Source organism: Jeotgalicoccus coquinae, from assembly GCF_014207425.1.
GTDB classification, from domain to species: Bacteria; Bacillota; Bacilli; order Staphylococcales; family Salinicoccaceae; genus Jeotgalicoccus; species Jeotgalicoccus coquinae.
The window spans coordinates 1,081,713-1,098,370 of sequence record NZ_JACHFF010000001.1; the positions used below are offsets into that span (position 1 = coordinate 1,081,713).

The following is a 16,658-nucleotide window of genomic DNA, read 5'->3' on the forward strand; positions in this document are numbered from 1 at the left end:
CACCCACACGATAAACACCCATACATAAACAAAAAAGCAGACCCGCGGGCCTGCTTTTTCTTTTTAATTTATCCTAGTAAATCGTGGATGTCTTTGTATTCTCTGTTTTGAGCTTCCGCAACTGCTTTATAAGTTACGTGGCCCTGGAATGTGTTAAATCCGCCTGCGATTACAGGGTTTTTAACCACTGCTTCTTTGTAACCGTTATTTGCAATCAGCAGTCCGTACTGAAGTGTTGCGTTTGTCAGTGCGTTTGTTGATGTGCGCGGCACAGCTCCCGGCATGTTAGCTACTGCGTAATGAATGACGCCATGCTTTTCATATGTAGGGTTATCGTGTGTTGTAATCTTATCGGTCGTAGCAAAAATACCACCCTGGTCGATTGCAATGTCAACGATAACTGATCCCGGTGCCATGTTCTTAATCATTTCTTCAGATACTAATTTAGGTGCTTTCGCTCCCGGAATTAATACTGCGCCGATAACTAAGTCACTTGCTTCAACAGCCATTTTGATGTTTAACGGTGTAGACATTAATGTCTGCACACGTGCGCCGAATAAGTCATCCAGCTCTCTTAAACGTTTAGGGTTTAAGTCTAAAATAGTTACGTCTGCGCCAAGGCCGATTGCCATTTTGGCAGCGTTCGTACCTGCAGCTCCCCCGCCGACGACAGTTACCTTAGCTTTTTCCACCCCGGGTACACCGCTCAGGAGAATTCCTTTACCGCCGTTGATGCTCATTAAGTGCTGAGCGCCAACTTGTACCGACATGCGTCCTGCGACTTCACTCATCGGTGCAAGAAGCGGCAGTGAACCGTCCGGCAGCTGAATTGTTTCATACGCGATTGCAGTTACTTTTTTATCGACTAAAACTTGAGTTAATGCTTCTTCAGGTGCAAGGTGTAAGTATGTAAATAGGATTGAATCTTCTTTAATAAGATCAAATTCCTCGGCTAACGGTTCTTTTACCTTAATTACCATTTCAGCATTCCAGGCTTCTGCTGCCGTATCGACGATTTCCGCACCCATTTCAGTGTACGCTGAATCTTCGAAATACGATTTGCTGCCTGCATTTTTTTCTACGAGAACAGTATGTCCTGCCTGCACAAACGCGTAAACGCCGCCCGGTGTCAGACCCACTCTGTTTTCGTTATTTTTTACTTCTTTCGGTATACCAATAATCATTTCTAAATCCCCCTTTATTCAAACAAATATATTGTATCACAGAAAGTCACAAATTAGTCTACAATTATCTCAATTTTTAAAGTTTTGGAAGCGCAACCATATGGTATAATATAACTAAGAAGAGGAAATGGAGTTGATTCTTAATGTTACAATATCAAAACATCTTAGTTGCAGTAGACGGATCACACGAAGCAGAATGGGCATTCCAGAAAGCAGTCGAAGCTGCGAAACGTAACAATGCTAAACTTTCGATTATTAACGTTATTGACACTCGCTCTTTCGCGTCTGTTGAAGCTTACGACCGTTCAATTTCAGCACGTGCGAACGAATTTGCTCAAAAATTACTGGACGGATATGAAAAAGTTGCATTAGACAAAGGTGTTGAACATGTAGAGAAAATCATCGACTATGGTTCACCGAAATCAATTATTCCTAAAAAAGCTGTAGAAAAAATCGGCGCAGACTTAATTGCCTGCGGATCGACCGGTCTGAATGCGGTTGAACGCTTCATCATCGGATCGGTTTCCGAAGCAATTGTAAGAAATGCTAAATGTGACGTACTGGTAGTACGTACTGAGACATTACCTGCTGACTTCGAGCCGCTGGTAGCTACTGAAGAGTTTATTGAACAAAGCCGCTAATATCTAAATAGCGGTTACTGTAAAAAAGTAATGTGCCTGACGGGTACATTACTTTTTTATTTGCACTTTATCGTCTGCACTGAATTCAAATTCACTTTCGGAGGTTTACTTATGGAACTTGGAATTAATACGTTTGGTGATGCGGTCTTTGACCCCCAGACAGGCAAAACAATTTCCCACGCAGAACGTCTGCAGGAACTTGTGCATGAAATGGAAACGGCAGACCGTGTCGGTCTTGATATATTCTCAATTGGTGAACATCACCGCGACGACTACGCAGTGAGTGCACCGGATGTTGTACTTGCAGCAGGTGCTGCTGTGACGAAAAACATCCGGTTATCTAGCGGAGTGACAGTCTTGTCTTCGGATGATCCGGTACGCGTTTATGAACGCTTCTCCACATTAGACGGTATTTCAAACGGCCGTGCTGAAATTATGGCCGGCCGCGGCTCGTTTATCGAATCATTCCCGCTGTTCGGTTATGATTTGAATAATTACGATACATTGTTTAATGAAAAGCTGGATTTACTGCTGACGCTGCAAAAAGGCGGAAAAATTAACTGGTCAGGTACACACAGACCGGCGTTGGAAAATGCAAAAATTTTCCCAAAAACAGTCCAGAATGAAATTCCAATCTGGATAGCGAGCGGCGGTACACCGCAATCGGCAAAACGCGCTGCAGAACTCGGCATGCCGTTAGTGCTTGCGATTATCGGCGGAAGCCCGTTCCAGTTTGCAAGAATCGCAGACTTTTACCGGCAGACTGGTGCAGCCGCAGGACACGATAAAAGTAAGCTGAAAGTCGCAACGAACTCACACGGATTCATTTGGGATACAGACGGCGAAGCACGCGACCTGTTCTTCCCTGCCATCTCGATATCGATGACGAAACTTGGCCGCAAACGCGGCTGGGGACAATATACGAGAGAAACATTCGATAACATGTGCGATCCGGAAGGCGCATTGTACGTCGGCAGCCCGGAAACAGTTGCACGAAAAATTATCGCACTGTATGAACATATGGGTATTGAACGCTTTACACTGCAAACACCTGTAGGTACAATGCCACACGATCAGGTGATAAAAACAATCGAACTGTTTGGTGAAAAAGTTGCACCTTTGGTCAGAGATGGTGTTACGAAGATTAAAGCAGAGAGAAATATGTAGTATTTAAAAGAGGATGTCCCGGGACATCCTCTTTTTGTGTGTTGAGTGACCATGTTGAGACGACATCGTAAATCAAAGTACTTCGAGTCACCATGTTAAAGCCACGAAGTGTATCAAGTTTCTAATTTCCCAACAAAAAACTCGCGGCATTTCCATGCCCCGAGTCTTTATTCAGCTATAAATACGTTCATGTTCGAAAGAATCTCAAGCGTTTTATCGTGCAGGTCATCACTTGCTGCTGCGACGAGGTTTTTATTGATTGTAATATTCGCTTCCGGAAATATATTCTGAATGACCATTATATTAGCAAGCACACAGACGTTAGTTTCAACACCAATGAATTCAATCATCTGATTCGTCTCGACTTCATCTTTATAATTTTCATAAATATTTTTCGCCTCTGTCGGCGGTATACCGTAAAAGGTTTTCGTGTATTCGTCACCGTGTTTCTCAAGCCGGGTATAAAATCCCGGGTATATCGCTTCATCAAATTTAATGGATTCGGCAGAGCGTTCTTTGTATTCAAAGTCAGGATACAAATTTTTCGTATAGAGAATCGATTCGTTGTTCTCTATCGCGAGATCAATTCTTTTTGCCAGACCATCTTCAATTACTTTTGCCCATTCTGCAAAGTTCGTACCTCTTCTGTCGAAAGTATCATTCTGAGCATCTATAACAATAAGTATCTTTACACATCCTGTCAGAAAAATTTCAATTATACTTTATCTATACCCAATATCTCCAAAATAAAAAGCAGCCCGAATGAGCTGCTTAGTTAACCCGTTTCCAATTGCGCTTTAACAGCCCCATCAGATAGGCATCCTGGTATTCACCTTTTGTATAAAACTGTTCTTTCAGCGTACCTTCAATTTCAAAGCCGCTTCTTTCATAAATATGAACAGCTTTTTCGTTGGAAGTATCAACATAAAGATACACTTTATTCATGTTCAGAATGTTAAACGCATATGCGAGACATCTGTCGAACGCAAACTTCGCGTAACCTTTGCCGTTGAATTCCGGTTTGACGATAATCTGAATTTCACAATTTCTGTGAATATAATTAATCTCAACCAGCTCAACTATACCCGCCAGCATACCATCATCCTCGATAACAAATCTTCTCTCGTCATCGTCCATCAGATGTTTTTTATATAAATACTTCAGTTCAGTCAGTGATTCATACGGCTCTTCAAACCAGTACGACATAATCGAATACTCATTATTCAGCTGATGAACAAACTCCAGATCCGTTTCTTCAAGTGCTCTGATTTTCATGATAAAAATCTCCTTAATACAACCTTATTAACTTATCTTTATTTATTTCATCCGTAAAATCGATGAAGTAATCGCTCTGCCATTTTCTGGTGTGTTCAGCTGTTTTATTTAGTTCTGTTTCCCAGTCAGGATATACTCTCATCGCCATTTTCCCTTTAACTCTTTCTGTTTTCAAAATATCTTGTTTTAATAAAACTTCTCTCGGAAATACAAACTGTCCTATTTTCTTACCATCAATAATTGTAATGATTAACTTCTCCGGTGTTTCATTTAAAGTGTAGGGCCTGTTTTTATCATTCTCATTTTTAAGCCAGAACACTGTAAAATAACCTTTTTTTGATGGCGTCTTTTTAGCTTTTCTGCTTCTATACTTCTCTTTGTTTATTTTGAAAATACAGCTTTCATAATTAATATTTAATGGCTCTATACACATTTCGCTAACCTGATTCAGTTCTAATTTATTCAAAATTTTATTAATCATTTCTACTGATTCAAACATACACTCACACCTGACCTTTTCTGCTGAGTAAACTTCATAAAATAAGCAGCTGCATTATAGTACAGCTGCTTACACAGATATATTCAACTACTCCGCCAGTTTCAGCACTTCTCTCGCGATCATCACTTCTTCATCGGTTGGAATTACCAGCACCTTAACCGGTGAATAAGAGTGGCTGATTGTTGCTTCTACGCCTATCGTTTCGTTATTTGTTTTTTTATCCAGATAAACGCCCATGAATTCAAGGCTGTCCAATACTTTCTCACGGATCAGCGCAGAGTTCTCCCCCACGCCTGCTGTGAAAATAATTGCGTCGACTCCGCCCATTCGTGCGGCATATGATCCCATATATTTATGGATGCTCGAACCGAATACTTCCAATGCAAGTTCTGCGCGTTTATTTCCTTTTCTTGCTTCATCGGTAATGTCTCTTAAATCACTTGAGAATCCGCTGACACCGAGCAGTCCCGATTCTTTGTTCAGCACGTTCAGTACTTCCACTGCACTTTTATCTGTTTTTTCCATTATGTAAGGAATCAGCGACGGATCAATGTTTCCCGAACGCGTTCCCATCGTTACACCCGCAAGCGGCGTGAAGCCCATAGATGTATCCAGTGATTCCCCTGCTTTTACTGCAGCGATACTTGCTCCATTACCCAGGTGACAGCTGATCAGTCTCAATTCTTCAATCGGACGTTTCAGCAGTTCACCCGCACGGCCTGTTACATATTTATGACTCGTCCCGTGGAAGCCGAATTTACGGATACGGTAGTCTTTATAATATTTGTACGGCAGGCTGTATAAATACGAGCTTTCCGGCATCGTCTGATGGAATGATGTATCAAACACAGCAACGTGCGTGACGTCCGGCAGCAGTTCCATCATTGCTTCAATTCCCATTAAGTTTGCAGGGTTATGAAGCGGTGCGAATTCAGCCAGTTTCGAAATTTCCTGTATGACCGAATCATCAATAACCACTGCATCAGTGAATGTCTCACCGCCGTGTACGACACGGTGTCCCGTGCCTTCTATCTCATTAATCGACTTGATAATTTTCTTTTCCACCAATGCATCAAGCATGACGTTAACCGCTTCTGTATGCGTCTTAAAATTACGTTCAAGCGTCTCACGCCCGCCGCTGTAGCTCAGCGTAAACTTGCCTTTTCCGAGACCGATTCTCTCAATCAGTCCGCGGGCAATTTCCGTTTCTTCAGGCATCTCAAACAATTCAAATTTAAATGACGAACTCCCGGCGTTTATCGCAATAATCTTAGTCATGTTGTAATCACTGCTTTCTGCTGTATTCTTCATACCAATCATTAAGCTGACGTAAAAACTCCTGCATCTTCTGAGCATTTTTAAAATCAGGCACATCTCCGATTAATACTTCGTTGTTCACAATCGGCGAGAAGCCTTTTTTCAGAACGATAATCGATTTGCGTTGTTTCTCTGTTTTGAAGATGGTTGCCGGTAAGTTTAAGAACATTAACAGCGTCGCATCTTCAGAAATATATTTCTTAATGGTTTCATTATTTTCTTCAAGCATATTTGACGGTACGATAAACACCCCGAGCCCGTCGTCTTTAACAAGATTCATGCCCGCTTCAAGCATAAGCAGGTGCGCGTAGCTCTGCCCTTCTTCAAATGCTGTTTTATAGTCTGCAGCCGGCAGCGGGTAATAACCGACAGGCAGGTCGCCGACAGCAATGTCGCTCGTCGGTATTCTGCTCGGTTCAATGACGTTCTGCGGGTGAATGTACATCGGTACTTTCAGGAACTCGCACAAGTTCGCATTAATTTCAGCAAGTGCCGGGTCAACTTCAACACCTGACAGGTTTACGTTATCCACCATTTCTTTAATTGTCATTGCAAGGTGCCCCGTACCGCTTCCGATATCAAGCAGTTCAGTTTCTTTGCCTTCAGTGAACAGATCGATAATGTGTGCAGCCAGGTAGCCGATCGCATCCGGAGTCAGCTGATGGTTGCTCTGAACAGGTTCTTCTTTTACCTGATAAAGGTAAGCAAACTGGAACGCTTTTCTAAGCTCGCTCATCGAACCTTCAGCGTTGACCTGCAGCAGACTTTCCGCCAGTGCTTCCAGTCTCGGTTTTTCATCGTGTTTAACAATCTCATCTATTCTCTTAATCAGTTCTTCATACACTTGTTCCATCGTAGTTTTCGCCATTAAATATCCCTCTTTAAACAAAATATGGACTATCCGTATAGGATAGTCCTAGTTACCTTGATTATATTATATCACTGTCGCCGCTTCAAACACTTAACATCGGCTCTTAGTCGAAAGTTCTGTCCGCTGTCTGTCTGAAGTCTTCTTTTTCTTTTAATTTGCGTTCAGTATGCGGATGCATTTCGTGTTTAATCACATCGCCGTATTCTTTGTACTTGTTATCTACCGCGTACGTATCACCGATAAAGTCATGCAGCCCGATTTTTGAGTCGGTAAATAATACTGCAAGATACGGTAAGTACAGTAATGTATTTGAAATGACTCTCCCGACTGTCTCCCTGAAGAACACCTGGCTGAATGTCAGCTTCGTCCCTTTTGAAGAAATTACGCTGATGCCTAATATCATTTTGCCCAATGTCTGCTTCAAGAAGAAGGTCATCAGAGTAAAGTATAAGAAGTACAGCAGTGTTGTCGCAATGTTTTCAATCGACAATGCTTCAATGCCAAAATAGACGCCTCTGACTTCAAGTACCGTTAAAATCGGTATAATCGTCAGCTGAGCAACTGCCCAGAGTACAATCACATCTATAATGTAGCTGATGAATCTCGGGAAAAAGGCAGCATGTGTCATGTAATCCAGCTGCTGGATATAATCGGTATCTTTTCTTACAATTCCGTTGTTCTCTTCCATCGATACCCCTCCTTATTCATAAAGATACATCGGCTCTGCGCCCTGGCGGTTGTTAATCAGTTCCTGAACCATTTTCACTTCTCCGCCGCCTGTAATTCCTTCTAGAGCATTTTGAATCTTAACGCCGAACGGGAATGATGTTGACGGTGTGCCGCCGAATTCAACAACCTGCGGTGTACCGCCGACTTCTTCTTTCAATGCAGTAAGTGCATCATCCAGGTAACCTTCCTGGTCAACAAGTCCGTTCTCAATTGCTTCCCCGCCGAGGTAAATTCTGCCGTCAGCAAGTTTTCTTACTTCCTCTTCACTCATACCGCGTCCGTCTGCAACGACATCAACGAAGTCCTGGAACATCGTATCGACGATTTCCTGTAGGTAATCCTGTTCTTCGTCAGTTGCTTCGCGTGAAGCGGACATCATGTCTTTCATCTTGCCGCTCTTATATACATCGAAAGAAATTCCGACGTTTTCAGCAAGCTCAGTGTAGTTCATGCTCTGCATAATTACACCGATTGAACCTGTAATTGTTTCAGAAGTAGCAAAAATCCGGTCAGACGGCGCTGAGATGTAATAGCCGCCTGAAGCTGCCATGTTGCCCATCGAGCTGTAGATTGTCTTGCCGCTTTCTTTAACTGCCATCAGCTCTTTATGTATCTCCGCACTTTCAAAGACACCGCCGCCCGGTGAGTTAACGTTAAGCAGTACTGCGCTGTATGAATCGTCAGCTGCAATATCTTTTAATGCCTGGATTGTCATCGGATGATCATAGCCTTCAGTCGCGAACATGCCGCCGCCTGTCGTGCCTGTATCCTGAATCACACCATCAAAGTTGACGACCGCAATTTTACTGCCGGCATCCCCCTCTTCGAGTACCTGGCTCATCGGTGCATTTACACCGGAAAATTCATTGAACATATCTTCCCAGTCACTCGCCCACAGCGATGTCATAAATGACGCACCGAGGCCCAGGATGACCAGCGCAATTGCTGATACTAAAGCGATTATTCTTTTCATGAAATATCCTCCTATTTTAAAAGTCAGTTTTATGATAACACTTTTCCCGATGCGTTTCGCCCCGCAGCCGGGAATTATATTATCAAATTCTGGTGAAGGTTTTATCCTGATTTTAAAAAAGGCATCAAAGCGCTTGTCTTCATCAGTCAGACCGGTAAAATTCCTCATCATTCAGCGATAGTCATGCATAAAATCATTCACTGGGTTATAATTTGAAATAATTGAATTATTAAGACTTTAATTGAATGCGGTAATTATTGTCAGACATTTAAATGTATAAATGAATTATTTTGATATAGGAGTACGTTATATATGACAAATAACACTATTTATTTCTTTGAACCAAACAATAAGAACTCAAAAAAGATTACGGCAGATCTCGTTAATCTGTTCGCAGGAATCGGCATTACTACTGTCGACAGCTGTCATGATGCAAGCATCGTTGCATCGGTTGGCGGAGACGGTGCATTTCTGCAGGCGGTAAGAAAAAATGACTTCCGCAGCGACTGCATGTACATCGGCATCGGCATTGAAGAAAAGAATTATATGTACGTGGACTTTAATTACCATAATCTGTCTGAAATCAGACAGGTTTTTAAAACAAATGGCTTTGAAACACGCAGCTACCCTGTTATCGAAGTGAAAGTGAATAACAATCAGCCGAACTACTGTCTGAATGAATTTACGCTGCGCACGAGTCTTGTCCGCACGATTATGATGGATATTTACATAGACGACTTTCTGTTTGAGCACTTTAACGGAGACGGTATCGTCATTTCCACACCGACCGGTTCAACCGGCTATAATAAATCACTCGGCGGTGCTGTTGTCGATCCGTTAATCAGCGCAATGCAGGTAACGGAACTCGGGAGTGTCAACAATAATAACCACCGGACACTCGGTACGAGTTTCCTGCTGTCGAAAGCACGCCCGATTACACTTGCAATCGACCAGTCGAATGACTACTACCCCATTATGAGTATGGACAACGAGGCACTGAGTGTGCAGAATACGGAAACAGTCCGTATTAAATTAAGCGATAAAACGATTAACACAATCAGACTGCACAATAATACATTCTGGCACAAAGCCCAGAGAAACTTCCTGTAAAGGCGGCGGTTCAGATGACGATAAAATACGATTTACATACAATAGCAACGAATACGCTGCGCCCGAGAAAACTTGCGTGAAACGGCAGGGCAGGATATGTTGCATCAGCTTTACTCACTAAAGACAATCATGTCTATACAGGAGTGGCGATAGATGTTGCCTGTTCGATAGGTTTCTGTGCAGAACACTCTGCGATTGCAGCAATGGTGACAGCCGGTGAAACACGTATTAAAGAAATCATTGCGGTACACCGTGACGGCCGCGTTCTTCCGCCATGCGGGAGATGCCGGGAATTTATCGTGCAGATCCATAATGAGAATTATGACTGCTGTGTCCACCTGCCCGGCGAAAGAGTTGTGAAGCTGAGCGAACTTCTACCTGAACGATGGGATGTATAGTTAAAAATAAAAGTCAGATCCGGGATCTGACTTTTATTTGGTTTATGCGGAGTTATTGGATGGCGGTCGGGGTTGTGAATCTACTTCATATATCGCCTATTTCTGCCCGGCTTCCACCGATGCTCTAAAGAAGAATATACTTAAAATCGTTAAAACTAATCCCAGTCCGTATGTCAATATACCGAAATCATGTAAATCCATTGCCAGCGTCGCGAATAATACAATTACGCCGAGCAGACATACAAATCCTAAAAATTTCATAAAATTTATCTCTCCTTAATCAACTTTCAGTTCTGTTTTCCATCTTCATAAATTTATTGTAACCGATAAAGTAAATCACCGTTCCAATAAGTAACGGTGCGCTGTATCTAATTCTCCACTATATAATATTTTCTTCTGAAATTAAACTGCATGTATATTTCATTGATAAAAACTTATAATAAGATTAAAGAGCTCGGATAATTTCACTGTCACTCAAACCCACTTCATTGACAATATAGAAACCACATTGTCACTCAAATCCCTTTCACTGACAATGTAGAAACCACATTGTCACTCAAACCCCTTTCACTGACAATGTAGAAACCACATTGTCACTCAAACTCACTTCATTGACAATGTAGAAACGACAGTGTCACTCAAACTCACTTCACTGACAATGTAGAAATGACACTGTCACTCAAACCAATTTGAAAAACAAAAAAAGAGACCGGACGGTCTCTTTTTATTTTTACAGCAGATCGCTGAATTCGTCTGTTGTTTCTTCTTTTTTCGACGGCATGTATACTTCTATATTTTCCATCGCTTTTTCAATCATCGGTTCAAAGTCTACTGCTTTCTCAAATTTCTTCACTGATTCCAACGAAGGTTTCGTCTTCGGTGCTTTTGGTTTGAATATAGTACAGCAGTCTTCAAATGGCAGAATTGATGTTTCGTAAGTGCCCATCTGTTTCGCCATATTAACGATATCGTTTTTCTCCAGTGTCAGTAACGGACGCAGTACCGGAAGTGTTGTGACTTCATTGATTGCGAACATACTTGTTAATGTCTGTGATGCTACCTGACCCAGGTTTTCACCGTTCACTACTGCTTCCCCGCCGATATTCATCGTTAATTTCTCAGCAATTCTCAGCATAATACGTCGCGTTGATGTCATCGAAAGGTTGTCCGGGATACGGTCATATAATGTTGTCTGGAGTTCTGTGAACGGTACGATGTGAAGTTTAATATCGTATCCTGTTCTCTCGCTCATAATATCGACAAGTGCTTTTACTTTGTCAGTTGCCTGCGGACTCGTATACGGTGGTGAATGGAAGTGAATGGCTTCGATTTCCACTCCGCGGCGCATAATATCGATACCTGCAACCGGTGAATCGATTCCGCCTGAAAGCATTAATAATGCTTTCCCGCCGGTACCGAGCGGCAGTCCGCCGAGACCTTTAATCGTTTCATAGTACATATAAATTGCATCCGGACGGATTTCAGCAAGAATTTTATAATCCGGTTTTCTTACGTCAACTGTCAGGTGTGAAGTGTTCCCTACAACGTGGTTGCCCAGCAGCTGCTGAACGCCGTAAGTATCCAGGTGGTACTGTTTGTCTGCACGTTTAACTTCTATTTTAAATGAATGGCCTTCTTCAATTTCATTTGCAAATTTAAGTGCAGTTTCTTTCATTGCTTCGTCCGTTTTTTCCAGTCTTACTACAGGTGACATGCTTAAAATACCGCTGATATTCGTCAGTTTATCGATAATTTCATGAGGGTCTTCACCGTTTATAACAATATACGCACGGTCGCGGTTCGCTTTAATCTGCACATCATACTGTTTCAATGCTTTCATCATGCGGTCGCGCAGTGCATTAACAAACATCTTTCTGTTTTTCGTTTTCAGCGTCAATTCACCGTAACGGATTAATATGTGATCAAATTTCATTTCAGTACATCTCCTAATTCTTCATAAACCTCTTTTAATGCTGTGATTAATTTATTTACATCGTCTTCAGTCGTGCTCCGTCCCATCGAGATACGGATACTGCCTTCGATTACGTTATCTTCATTATCCAGTGCAAGGAGTGTTTCGTTCAGCGTTGCAAGTTTGGATGCGCATGCACTTGTCGTCGATACTGCGATGCCGCGTTTTGACAGTGCATTCACGACTACTTCGCCTTTCGCTCCGACAAACGACATGTTTACAATATACGGTGCTGCTTTCGGCTGCAGCCGGATAAACTCCAGGCCCTCAACCGATTCGCGTATCTTCATATTAAACTGTGATAAACGTTTATTCACTTCACGCGCTTCGCCAAGTGTCAGTCTGAGTGCTTTCGCCATCGCTGTAATTCCCGGCAGGTTCACAGTACCGCTTCTTATATTATACTCGTGTCCCCCGCCGTATAAAACAGGTCTTATCGTTGCAAGGTCTCTGATGAACAAACCTCCGATTCCCTTTACGCCGTTAAACTTATGTGCAGAAATACTGATTGTATCGACTCCGTTGTAATCCAGATCCGCTTTGCCGATTGCCTGTGTAGCATCGACATGGAAATGAACTTTCGGATAGTCTTTAAGCATCTTCACAATTTCTTTTATCGGCTGCACACTTCCGATAATGTTGTTCAGTGCCATGACAGTAACGAATACTACGTCACTGTCCAGCATTGATTTTAAGCTTTCCAGATTAACTGTGCCGGCTTCATTCGTGTCAATATACTTCACGTTAAAGCCGTCATTCTTCATTTCTTCCAGCACGTTCACGATACTCGGATGTTCAAGTTCACTCGTTAAAATCGTCCTGCCGAATTGTTTTTTCCGTTTCAGCATACTCTGAATCGCAATATTGTTGCTTTCGGTTGCACTCGCAGTAAAGACTAAATCATAAGTCTTCAGCTCCATCAGGTCCAGTATTTGATTTCTCGCCGCTTCAAGCAGTCTCGAAGCATCTTTACCGCTCTGATGGATACTCGCTGTGTTAAAGAAATATTTTTCACTTACTGTCATATATGTCTCAAGCGCTTCTTTGTAAGGCGCTGTCGTTGCTGCATTATCAAAATATATCATCCAAATTCACCTCTCACATAAAATGACTTAGGATATGACATATCCTAAGTCATTATGTTAATTATTATCAAATTGTTTTTCGATCTTCGCTGCACTGCCGGGCTCCACACTTTCAACTGCATCTTTCGCAACATCCAGTGCGCGCTTGTAGCGGTTTTCTTTAAATAAGCGTTCCGCTTCATTTAAGTGCGCGTTTAAGTCCGCATCCGTACTGCGGAATCTGTTTCCGTACTGAATCATCAGCTCTGTCAGCTGTGAATCTCTCATAACCGCATAAGCTTCCTGTTCGAATTTATTCATCATCAGCACAGTGTCGTTCACTTTAGCTTTAACATATTCGACATTCAGCGGTTTGCGGCTGAAGTAATTGTCTATCTCTCTGATATTAACTTCAATCTCATGTTTCATAACGATAAACTGCTCAGGCAGTGTCACCAGGTTTGACGACATCAGTTCACGGTAAACTTTCTCTTTACGGTCGTTAACGTAACGAATGTTTTCGCGTGCTTCTGCATCATCTTCACGCAGGTTGACAAGATGTTCCTGAATGCTGTTCTGTTCTTCATGAATCGTATGCGCATTATTTTTCAGATAATCGATGTTGTCCACAATTGCACTGTAGCGCGTCGTGTTCTTCTCAGTTTCTTCAATCATGCCGCTGTAAATTGAAATCAGATTTTCAATTTCGTTTTCGTAGTTCATGACTTTCTGAACATCCGACTCATCGATATGGTACTGCTCCTGAATATAATCAATTTCGGTACGCAATGTGTAGTTCAATGCTTTGGCGTTAAACAGTTCATCGGTAATCACATCTTTACCGCCGTCGAACTTGTTCTTCGCATTGACTTCATGTTCAACGAGCTCATACATATCATCCAGCTCATCGTGGATGTTATCTAAAATTGAGTCCGCTTCTTCAAGCTCAAGTTTTGCCACAAGCGGCTCCACTCTGTTTAAATTGCTTTTCAGCGTGGATAATCTGTTTTCCACCTTAATGTGGTCCAGGTCATACCCTTTGGCACGCAGATCCCTGCAGCCGTAACGCAGTTCCTGGAACTGCTGCGGCAGCTCTTTTTGTACTTCTTTAATCAGCTTCGGAATTTCGTCCATGCTGTCTTTTAAGTTCAGCAGTTCGTTGTAAGTATTGAAGATAAACTCATTGGCACGGATATAATCTCCGTCATTAACCATTTTCTCGTACTTCGCAACTTCCGGTTCGTAGGCTTTAATAACTTCCTCAAGCGGTTTTTTAGCATCTCCGAACTTATGTCCGTTCGCCAGCACATCGCGTTTGGCTTCACGGTATAAACGTTCGCTCTCTACGTTCTGATGCTTCCCCTCTTCCACAGCTTTGATAAACCCTGCTACTTCTTCAGTCAGTTCATCGTACTTATTTTTAATGATCTCGATATTTTCCCCTGCGAGTTCATTGTTTTTAGTACTTTGGGAGAATTTAAATTGCTCCACGTTCGTTTTAGACTGTTCAAGTGCATTTTCTGCATGTGTACTATGAGTATTTAATGTCTCGTTCCATTCATCCTGCCAGTTGTTGTAAAGCCCCTTTGCTTCACCGTGCAGGTTATAGTTTTTCAGTTTCACCAAGTCGAGTTTAAATGGAAGCTGATTCACTTCATGCAGTCTGTTGTATTGAGTATCAATCATTTGTGTTTTTACAGATCTTAAATACAGCAATACTGCTGCTGCCACGATGACCAAAATGATAATCGCGATTAATATATACACCCACATACACTTTACCTCCTAGATATATACTCAATTATAGCTCAAATCGTTGCGTTGCAAAACATATAAATGTATAATTTCTTAAAATCAACAATATACATAGAAAGCGTGGAGGCATAACATGTTCACTAATACAGAAATAAAAGATTACGAGACGCTGAATAAAATGCTGAAAAGCCTTATCGAAGATGAAACAGACAGAATTGCAAACCTGTCAAACGCGTCGGCACTGTTAAATATTTTCCTTAAAGATATAAACTGGGTCGGTTTCTATTTATATGAAGAAACGAGTAATGAATTAGTTCTTGGGCCATTCCAGGGACTGCCTGCATGTGTACGCATTGAAAACGGCAAAGGCGTATGCGGAACAGCATTCCGCGGCAACGATATCTTTATCGTTGATAACGTGAATGAATTCCCGGGTCATATTGCATGCGATGCAGCAAGCAAATCAGAAATTGTTCTGCCGCTTTATAAAGACGGAAAAGGTATTGGTGTGCTTGATATCGATGCACCGATTTATGACCGTTTTACAGAAGAAGACCGTACGGGTCTGAAAGCATTCGTGGAAACGTTAATTAACCACATTTAACATTGACTTCGGATAACCGAAGGTGTAAAATGAATTATTGTGTAAATGAACAGTATAAGTAGCGGATAGTCATTGCGAGTCAGTATGCGATCCCCGCGGTTGGTGTGCTGCGTAACCAATGCTATGAGGCGAAGGCACTTTAAATCGTATACCCTCGCAGGAGATTATTCCCTTATGATGTTTTTTGCATATATTATAAAACATAAGGAGGAGCTATATATGGCTCGTTTTACAGGTTCAATCTGGAAAAAATCACGTCGCTTAGGAATTTCCCTAACTGGCACAGGTAAAGAATTGGAGCGTCGTCCGTACGCACCAGGTCAGCACGGTCCAACACAAAGAATTAAATTATCAGAGTACGGAATGCAGTTACAGGAGAAACAAAAACTTCGTTACATGTACGGCGTTAACGAACGTCAATTCCGCACACTATTTAACCGTTCAGGTAAAATGAAAGGTGTTCACGGTGAGAACTTCATGATCTTACTTGCGACTAGATTAGACGCAGTAGTTCGTGCATCAGGTCTTGCCCGCACACAACGTCAAGCACGTCAGTTAGTTAACCACGGTCACATCACTGTGGATGGCAAACGTGTAGACATTCCTTCATTCATCGTTAAACCAGGACAAGTTATCGGAGTTCGTGAAAAATCACGTAAACTTGATATCATTGCAGAAGCTGTTGAATTAAGCAACTTCACTCCTGAGTACCTGACATTCAACAAAGATAACCTGGAAGTTACTTTCGACAGAATGCCAGAACGCAGCGAATTACACGCTGACATTAACGAACAGTTAATCGTTGAGTACTACTCAAGATAATAACTTTGGAAGATCCGAAATCATTATTAAATGGTTTCGGGTCTTTTTTTGTGGTTTTTGAGCTTTATCGAGTGAAAAGTGTCATCCGGACATGGTTGAATGACAACAGGACAGCGCCGTTGTGAACCGAAGCTGCTGGAATAACAACGGGACAACGGCGTTATCATCTTCTCAGTCCTCACAACACCCACATACTATAACACGGCCCAAAATCCCATACAGGGATCTCCAGCCGTGCCCAACAAACAATATTCTATTCTTTTTATCAGCTTTTATA

General features: G+C 42.1%; 18 protein-coding genes. 6 read left to right on the top strand and 12 right to left on the bottom strand.

Annotation, left to right across the window (positions count from 1 at the left end):
- Nucleotides 1–68 precede the first annotated feature (68 nt).
- Nucleotides 69–1,184, bottom strand: a complete 1,116-nt coding sequence (gene ald / locus HNR41_RS05295) for an alanine dehydrogenase (RefSeq protein WP_184282433.1) — start codon at nt 1,182–1,184, stop codon at nt 69–71.
- A gap of 143 nt (nt 1,185–1,327) precedes the next feature.
- Here ald and HNR41_RS05300 point away from each other — a divergent pair, with 143 nt between their 5' ends.
- Both HNR41_RS05300 and HNR41_RS05305 read left to right on the top strand, forming a co-directional pair.
- The gene (locus tag HNR41_RS05300; RefSeq protein WP_184282435.1) at nt 1,328–1,825 is read left to right on the top strand and encodes a universal stress protein; all 498 of its coding nucleotides are present in this window, start codon (nt 1,328–1,330) and stop codon (nt 1,823–1,825) included.
- A 111-nt stretch (nt 1,826–1,936) separates the two neighbouring features.
- Nucleotides 1,937–2,992: an LLM class flavin-dependent oxidoreductase gene (locus HNR41_RS05305; protein WP_184282436.1), complete on the top strand. Its 1,056-nt coding sequence runs from the start codon at nt 1,937–1,939 to the stop codon at nt 2,990–2,992.
- A gap of 167 nt (nt 2,993–3,159) precedes the next feature.
- Here HNR41_RS05305 and HNR41_RS05310 read toward each other — a convergent pair whose 3' ends face one another.
- The 7 genes from HNR41_RS05310 to sppA all read right to left on the bottom strand — a co-directional run bounded on the left by HNR41_RS05310 (nt 3,160) and on the right by sppA (nt 8,656).
- Nucleotides 3,160–3,711, bottom strand: coding sequence for an isochorismatase family protein (locus tag HNR41_RS05310; RefSeq protein ID WP_311770121.1), 552 nt, complete (start codon nt 3,709–3,711; stop codon nt 3,160–3,162).
- A 52-nt stretch (nt 3,712–3,763) separates the two neighbouring features.
- Nucleotides 3,764–4,267 (bottom strand): GNAT family N-acetyltransferase, encoded by a 504-nt coding sequence (locus HNR41_RS05315; RefSeq protein WP_184282438.1) that lies wholly within the window; start codon nt 4,265–4,267, stop codon nt 3,764–3,766.
- Between the two features lie 13 nt (nt 4,268–4,280).
- Nucleotides 4,281–4,766 carry a MepB family protein gene (locus tag HNR41_RS05320; RefSeq protein ID WP_184282440.1) on the bottom strand — a complete coding sequence of 162 codons (486 nt, stop codon included), beginning with the start codon at nt 4,764–4,766 and terminating at the stop codon, nt 4,281–4,283.
- Between the two features lie 87 nt (nt 4,767–4,853).
- Nucleotides 4,854–6,044 carry an acetate kinase gene (locus HNR41_RS05325; RefSeq protein WP_184282891.1) on the bottom strand — a complete coding sequence of 397 codons (1,191 nt, stop codon included), beginning with the start codon at nt 6,042–6,044 and terminating at the stop codon, nt 4,854–4,856.
- Nucleotides 6,045–6,051: 7 nt separating this feature from the next.
- On the bottom strand, nt 6,052–6,951 hold the full coding sequence (locus tag HNR41_RS05330) for a class I SAM-dependent methyltransferase (RefSeq protein ID WP_184282442.1): 900 nt from the start codon (nt 6,949–6,951) through the stop codon (nt 6,052–6,054).
- Between the two features lie 106 nt (nt 6,952–7,057).
- Nucleotides 7,058–7,642 carry an RDD family protein gene (locus HNR41_RS05335; RefSeq protein ID WP_184282445.1) on the bottom strand — a complete coding sequence of 195 codons (585 nt, stop codon included), beginning with the start codon at nt 7,640–7,642 and terminating at the stop codon, nt 7,058–7,060.
- A 12-nt stretch (nt 7,643–7,654) separates the two neighbouring features.
- On the bottom strand, nt 7,655–8,656 hold the full coding sequence (sppA, locus tag HNR41_RS05340; protein ID WP_184282448.1) for a signal peptide peptidase SppA: 1,002 nt from the start codon (nt 8,654–8,656) through the stop codon (nt 7,655–7,657).
- A 312-nt stretch (nt 8,657–8,968) separates the two neighbouring features.
- Between sppA and HNR41_RS05345 the strand changes: the two genes are divergently transcribed.
- Together HNR41_RS05345 and HNR41_RS11375 are read left to right on the top strand one after the other, a co-directional pair.
- Entirely contained in the window at nt 8,969–9,766 is a 798-nt protein-coding gene (locus HNR41_RS05345) for an NAD kinase (protein WP_184282450.1), read from the top strand.
- 143 nt (nt 9,767–9,909) lie between these two features.
- Nucleotides 9,910–10,164, top strand: coding sequence for a cytidine deaminase family protein (locus HNR41_RS11375; protein ID WP_229714913.1), 255 nt, complete (start codon nt 9,910–9,912; stop codon nt 10,162–10,164).
- Nucleotides 10,165–10,260: 96 nt separating this feature from the next.
- On the opposite strand, the gene HNR41_RS05355 is transcribed toward HNR41_RS11375, so the two are convergent.
- From HNR41_RS05355 to HNR41_RS05370, 4 genes are all read right to left on the bottom strand, one after another.
- Complete coding sequence (locus HNR41_RS05355; protein ID WP_184282452.1) at nt 10,261–10,425, bottom strand: hypothetical protein; 165 nt, start codon at nt 10,423–10,425, stop codon at nt 10,261–10,263.
- A 469-nt stretch (nt 10,426–10,894) separates the two neighbouring features.
- A complete protein-coding gene (gene thiI / locus HNR41_RS05360; RefSeq protein ID WP_184282454.1) occupies nt 10,895–12,097 on the bottom strand; it encodes a tRNA uracil 4-sulfurtransferase ThiI in 1,203 nt (400 codons plus the stop codon).
- On the bottom strand, nt 12,094–13,221 hold the full coding sequence (locus HNR41_RS05365; RefSeq protein ID WP_184282455.1) for a cysteine desulfurase family protein: 1,128 nt from the start codon (nt 13,219–13,221) through the stop codon (nt 12,094–12,096). The genes thiI and HNR41_RS05365 overlap by 4 nt, the downstream gene beginning before the upstream one ends.
- Nucleotides 13,222–13,278: 57 nt before the next feature.
- Nucleotides 13,279–14,973, bottom strand: coding sequence for a septation ring formation regulator EzrA (locus HNR41_RS05370; protein ID WP_184282457.1), 1,695 nt, complete (start codon nt 14,971–14,973; stop codon nt 13,279–13,281).
- Nucleotides 14,974–15,088: 115 nt separating this feature from the next.
- Here HNR41_RS05370 and msrC point away from each other — a divergent pair, with 115 nt between their 5' ends.
- Nucleotides 15,089–15,559 carry a free L-methionine (R)-S-oxide reductase MsrC gene (msrC, locus tag HNR41_RS05375; protein ID WP_184282460.1) on the top strand — a complete coding sequence of 157 codons (471 nt, stop codon included), beginning with the start codon at nt 15,089–15,091 and terminating at the stop codon, nt 15,557–15,559.
- A gap of 219 nt (nt 15,560–15,778) precedes the next feature.
- Entirely contained in the window at nt 15,779–16,381 is a 603-nt protein-coding gene (rpsD, locus tag HNR41_RS05380) for a 30S ribosomal protein S4 (protein WP_184282462.1), read from the top strand.
- Nucleotides 16,382–16,658: the final 277 nt, after the last annotated feature.

Coding starts and splice junctions, on each gene's coding strand:
- ald (WP_184282433.1), bottom strand. CDS start 1,184: ATGATTATTGGTATACCGAAAGAAGTAAAAAATAACGAAAACAGAGTG.
- HNR41_RS05300 (WP_184282435.1), top strand. CDS start 1,328: ATGTTACAATATCAAAACATCTTAGTTGCAGTAGACGGATCACACGAA.
- HNR41_RS05305 (WP_184282436.1), top strand. CDS start 1,937: ATGGAACTTGGAATTAATACGTTTGGTGATGCGGTCTTTGACCCCCAG.
- HNR41_RS05315 (WP_184282438.1), bottom strand. CDS start 4,267: ATGAAAATCAGAGCACTTGAAGAAACGGATCTGGAGTTTGTTCATCAG.
- HNR41_RS05320 (WP_184282440.1), bottom strand. CDS start 4,766: ATGTTTGAATCAGTAGAAATGATTAATAAAATTTTGAATAAATTAGAA.
- HNR41_RS05325 (WP_184282891.1), bottom strand. CDS start 6,044: ATGACTAAGATTATTGCGATAAACGCCGGGAGTTCGTCATTTAAATTT.
- HNR41_RS05330 (WP_184282442.1), bottom strand. CDS start 6,951: ATGGCGAAAACTACGATGGAACAAGTGTATGAAGAACTGATTAAGAGA.
- HNR41_RS05335 (WP_184282445.1), bottom strand. CDS start 7,642: ATGGAAGAGAACAACGGAATTGTAAGAAAAGATACCGATTATATCCAG.
- sppA (WP_184282448.1), bottom strand. CDS start 8,656: ATGAAAAGAATAATCGCTTTAGTATCAGCAATTGCGCTGGTCATCCTG.
- HNR41_RS05345 (WP_184282450.1), top strand. CDS start 8,969: ATGACAAATAACACTATTTATTTCTTTGAACCAAACAATAAGAACTCA.
- HNR41_RS05355 (WP_184282452.1), bottom strand. CDS start 10,425: ATGAAATTTTTAGGATTTGTATGTCTGCTCGGCGTAATTGTATTATTC.
- thiI (WP_184282454.1), bottom strand. CDS start 12,097: ATGAAATTTGATCACATATTAATCCGTTACGGTGAATTGACGCTGAAA.
- HNR41_RS05365 (WP_184282455.1), bottom strand. CDS start 13,221: ATGATATATTTTGATAATGCAGCAACGACAGCGCCTTACAAAGAAGCG.
- HNR41_RS05370 (WP_184282457.1), bottom strand. CDS start 14,973: ATGTGGGTGTATATATTAATCGCGATTATCATTTTGGTCATCGTGGCA.
- msrC (WP_184282460.1), top strand. CDS start 15,089: ATGTTCACTAATACAGAAATAAAAGATTACGAGACGCTGAATAAAATG.
- rpsD (WP_184282462.1), top strand. CDS start 15,779: ATGGCTCGTTTTACAGGTTCAATCTGGAAAAAATCACGTCGCTTAGGA.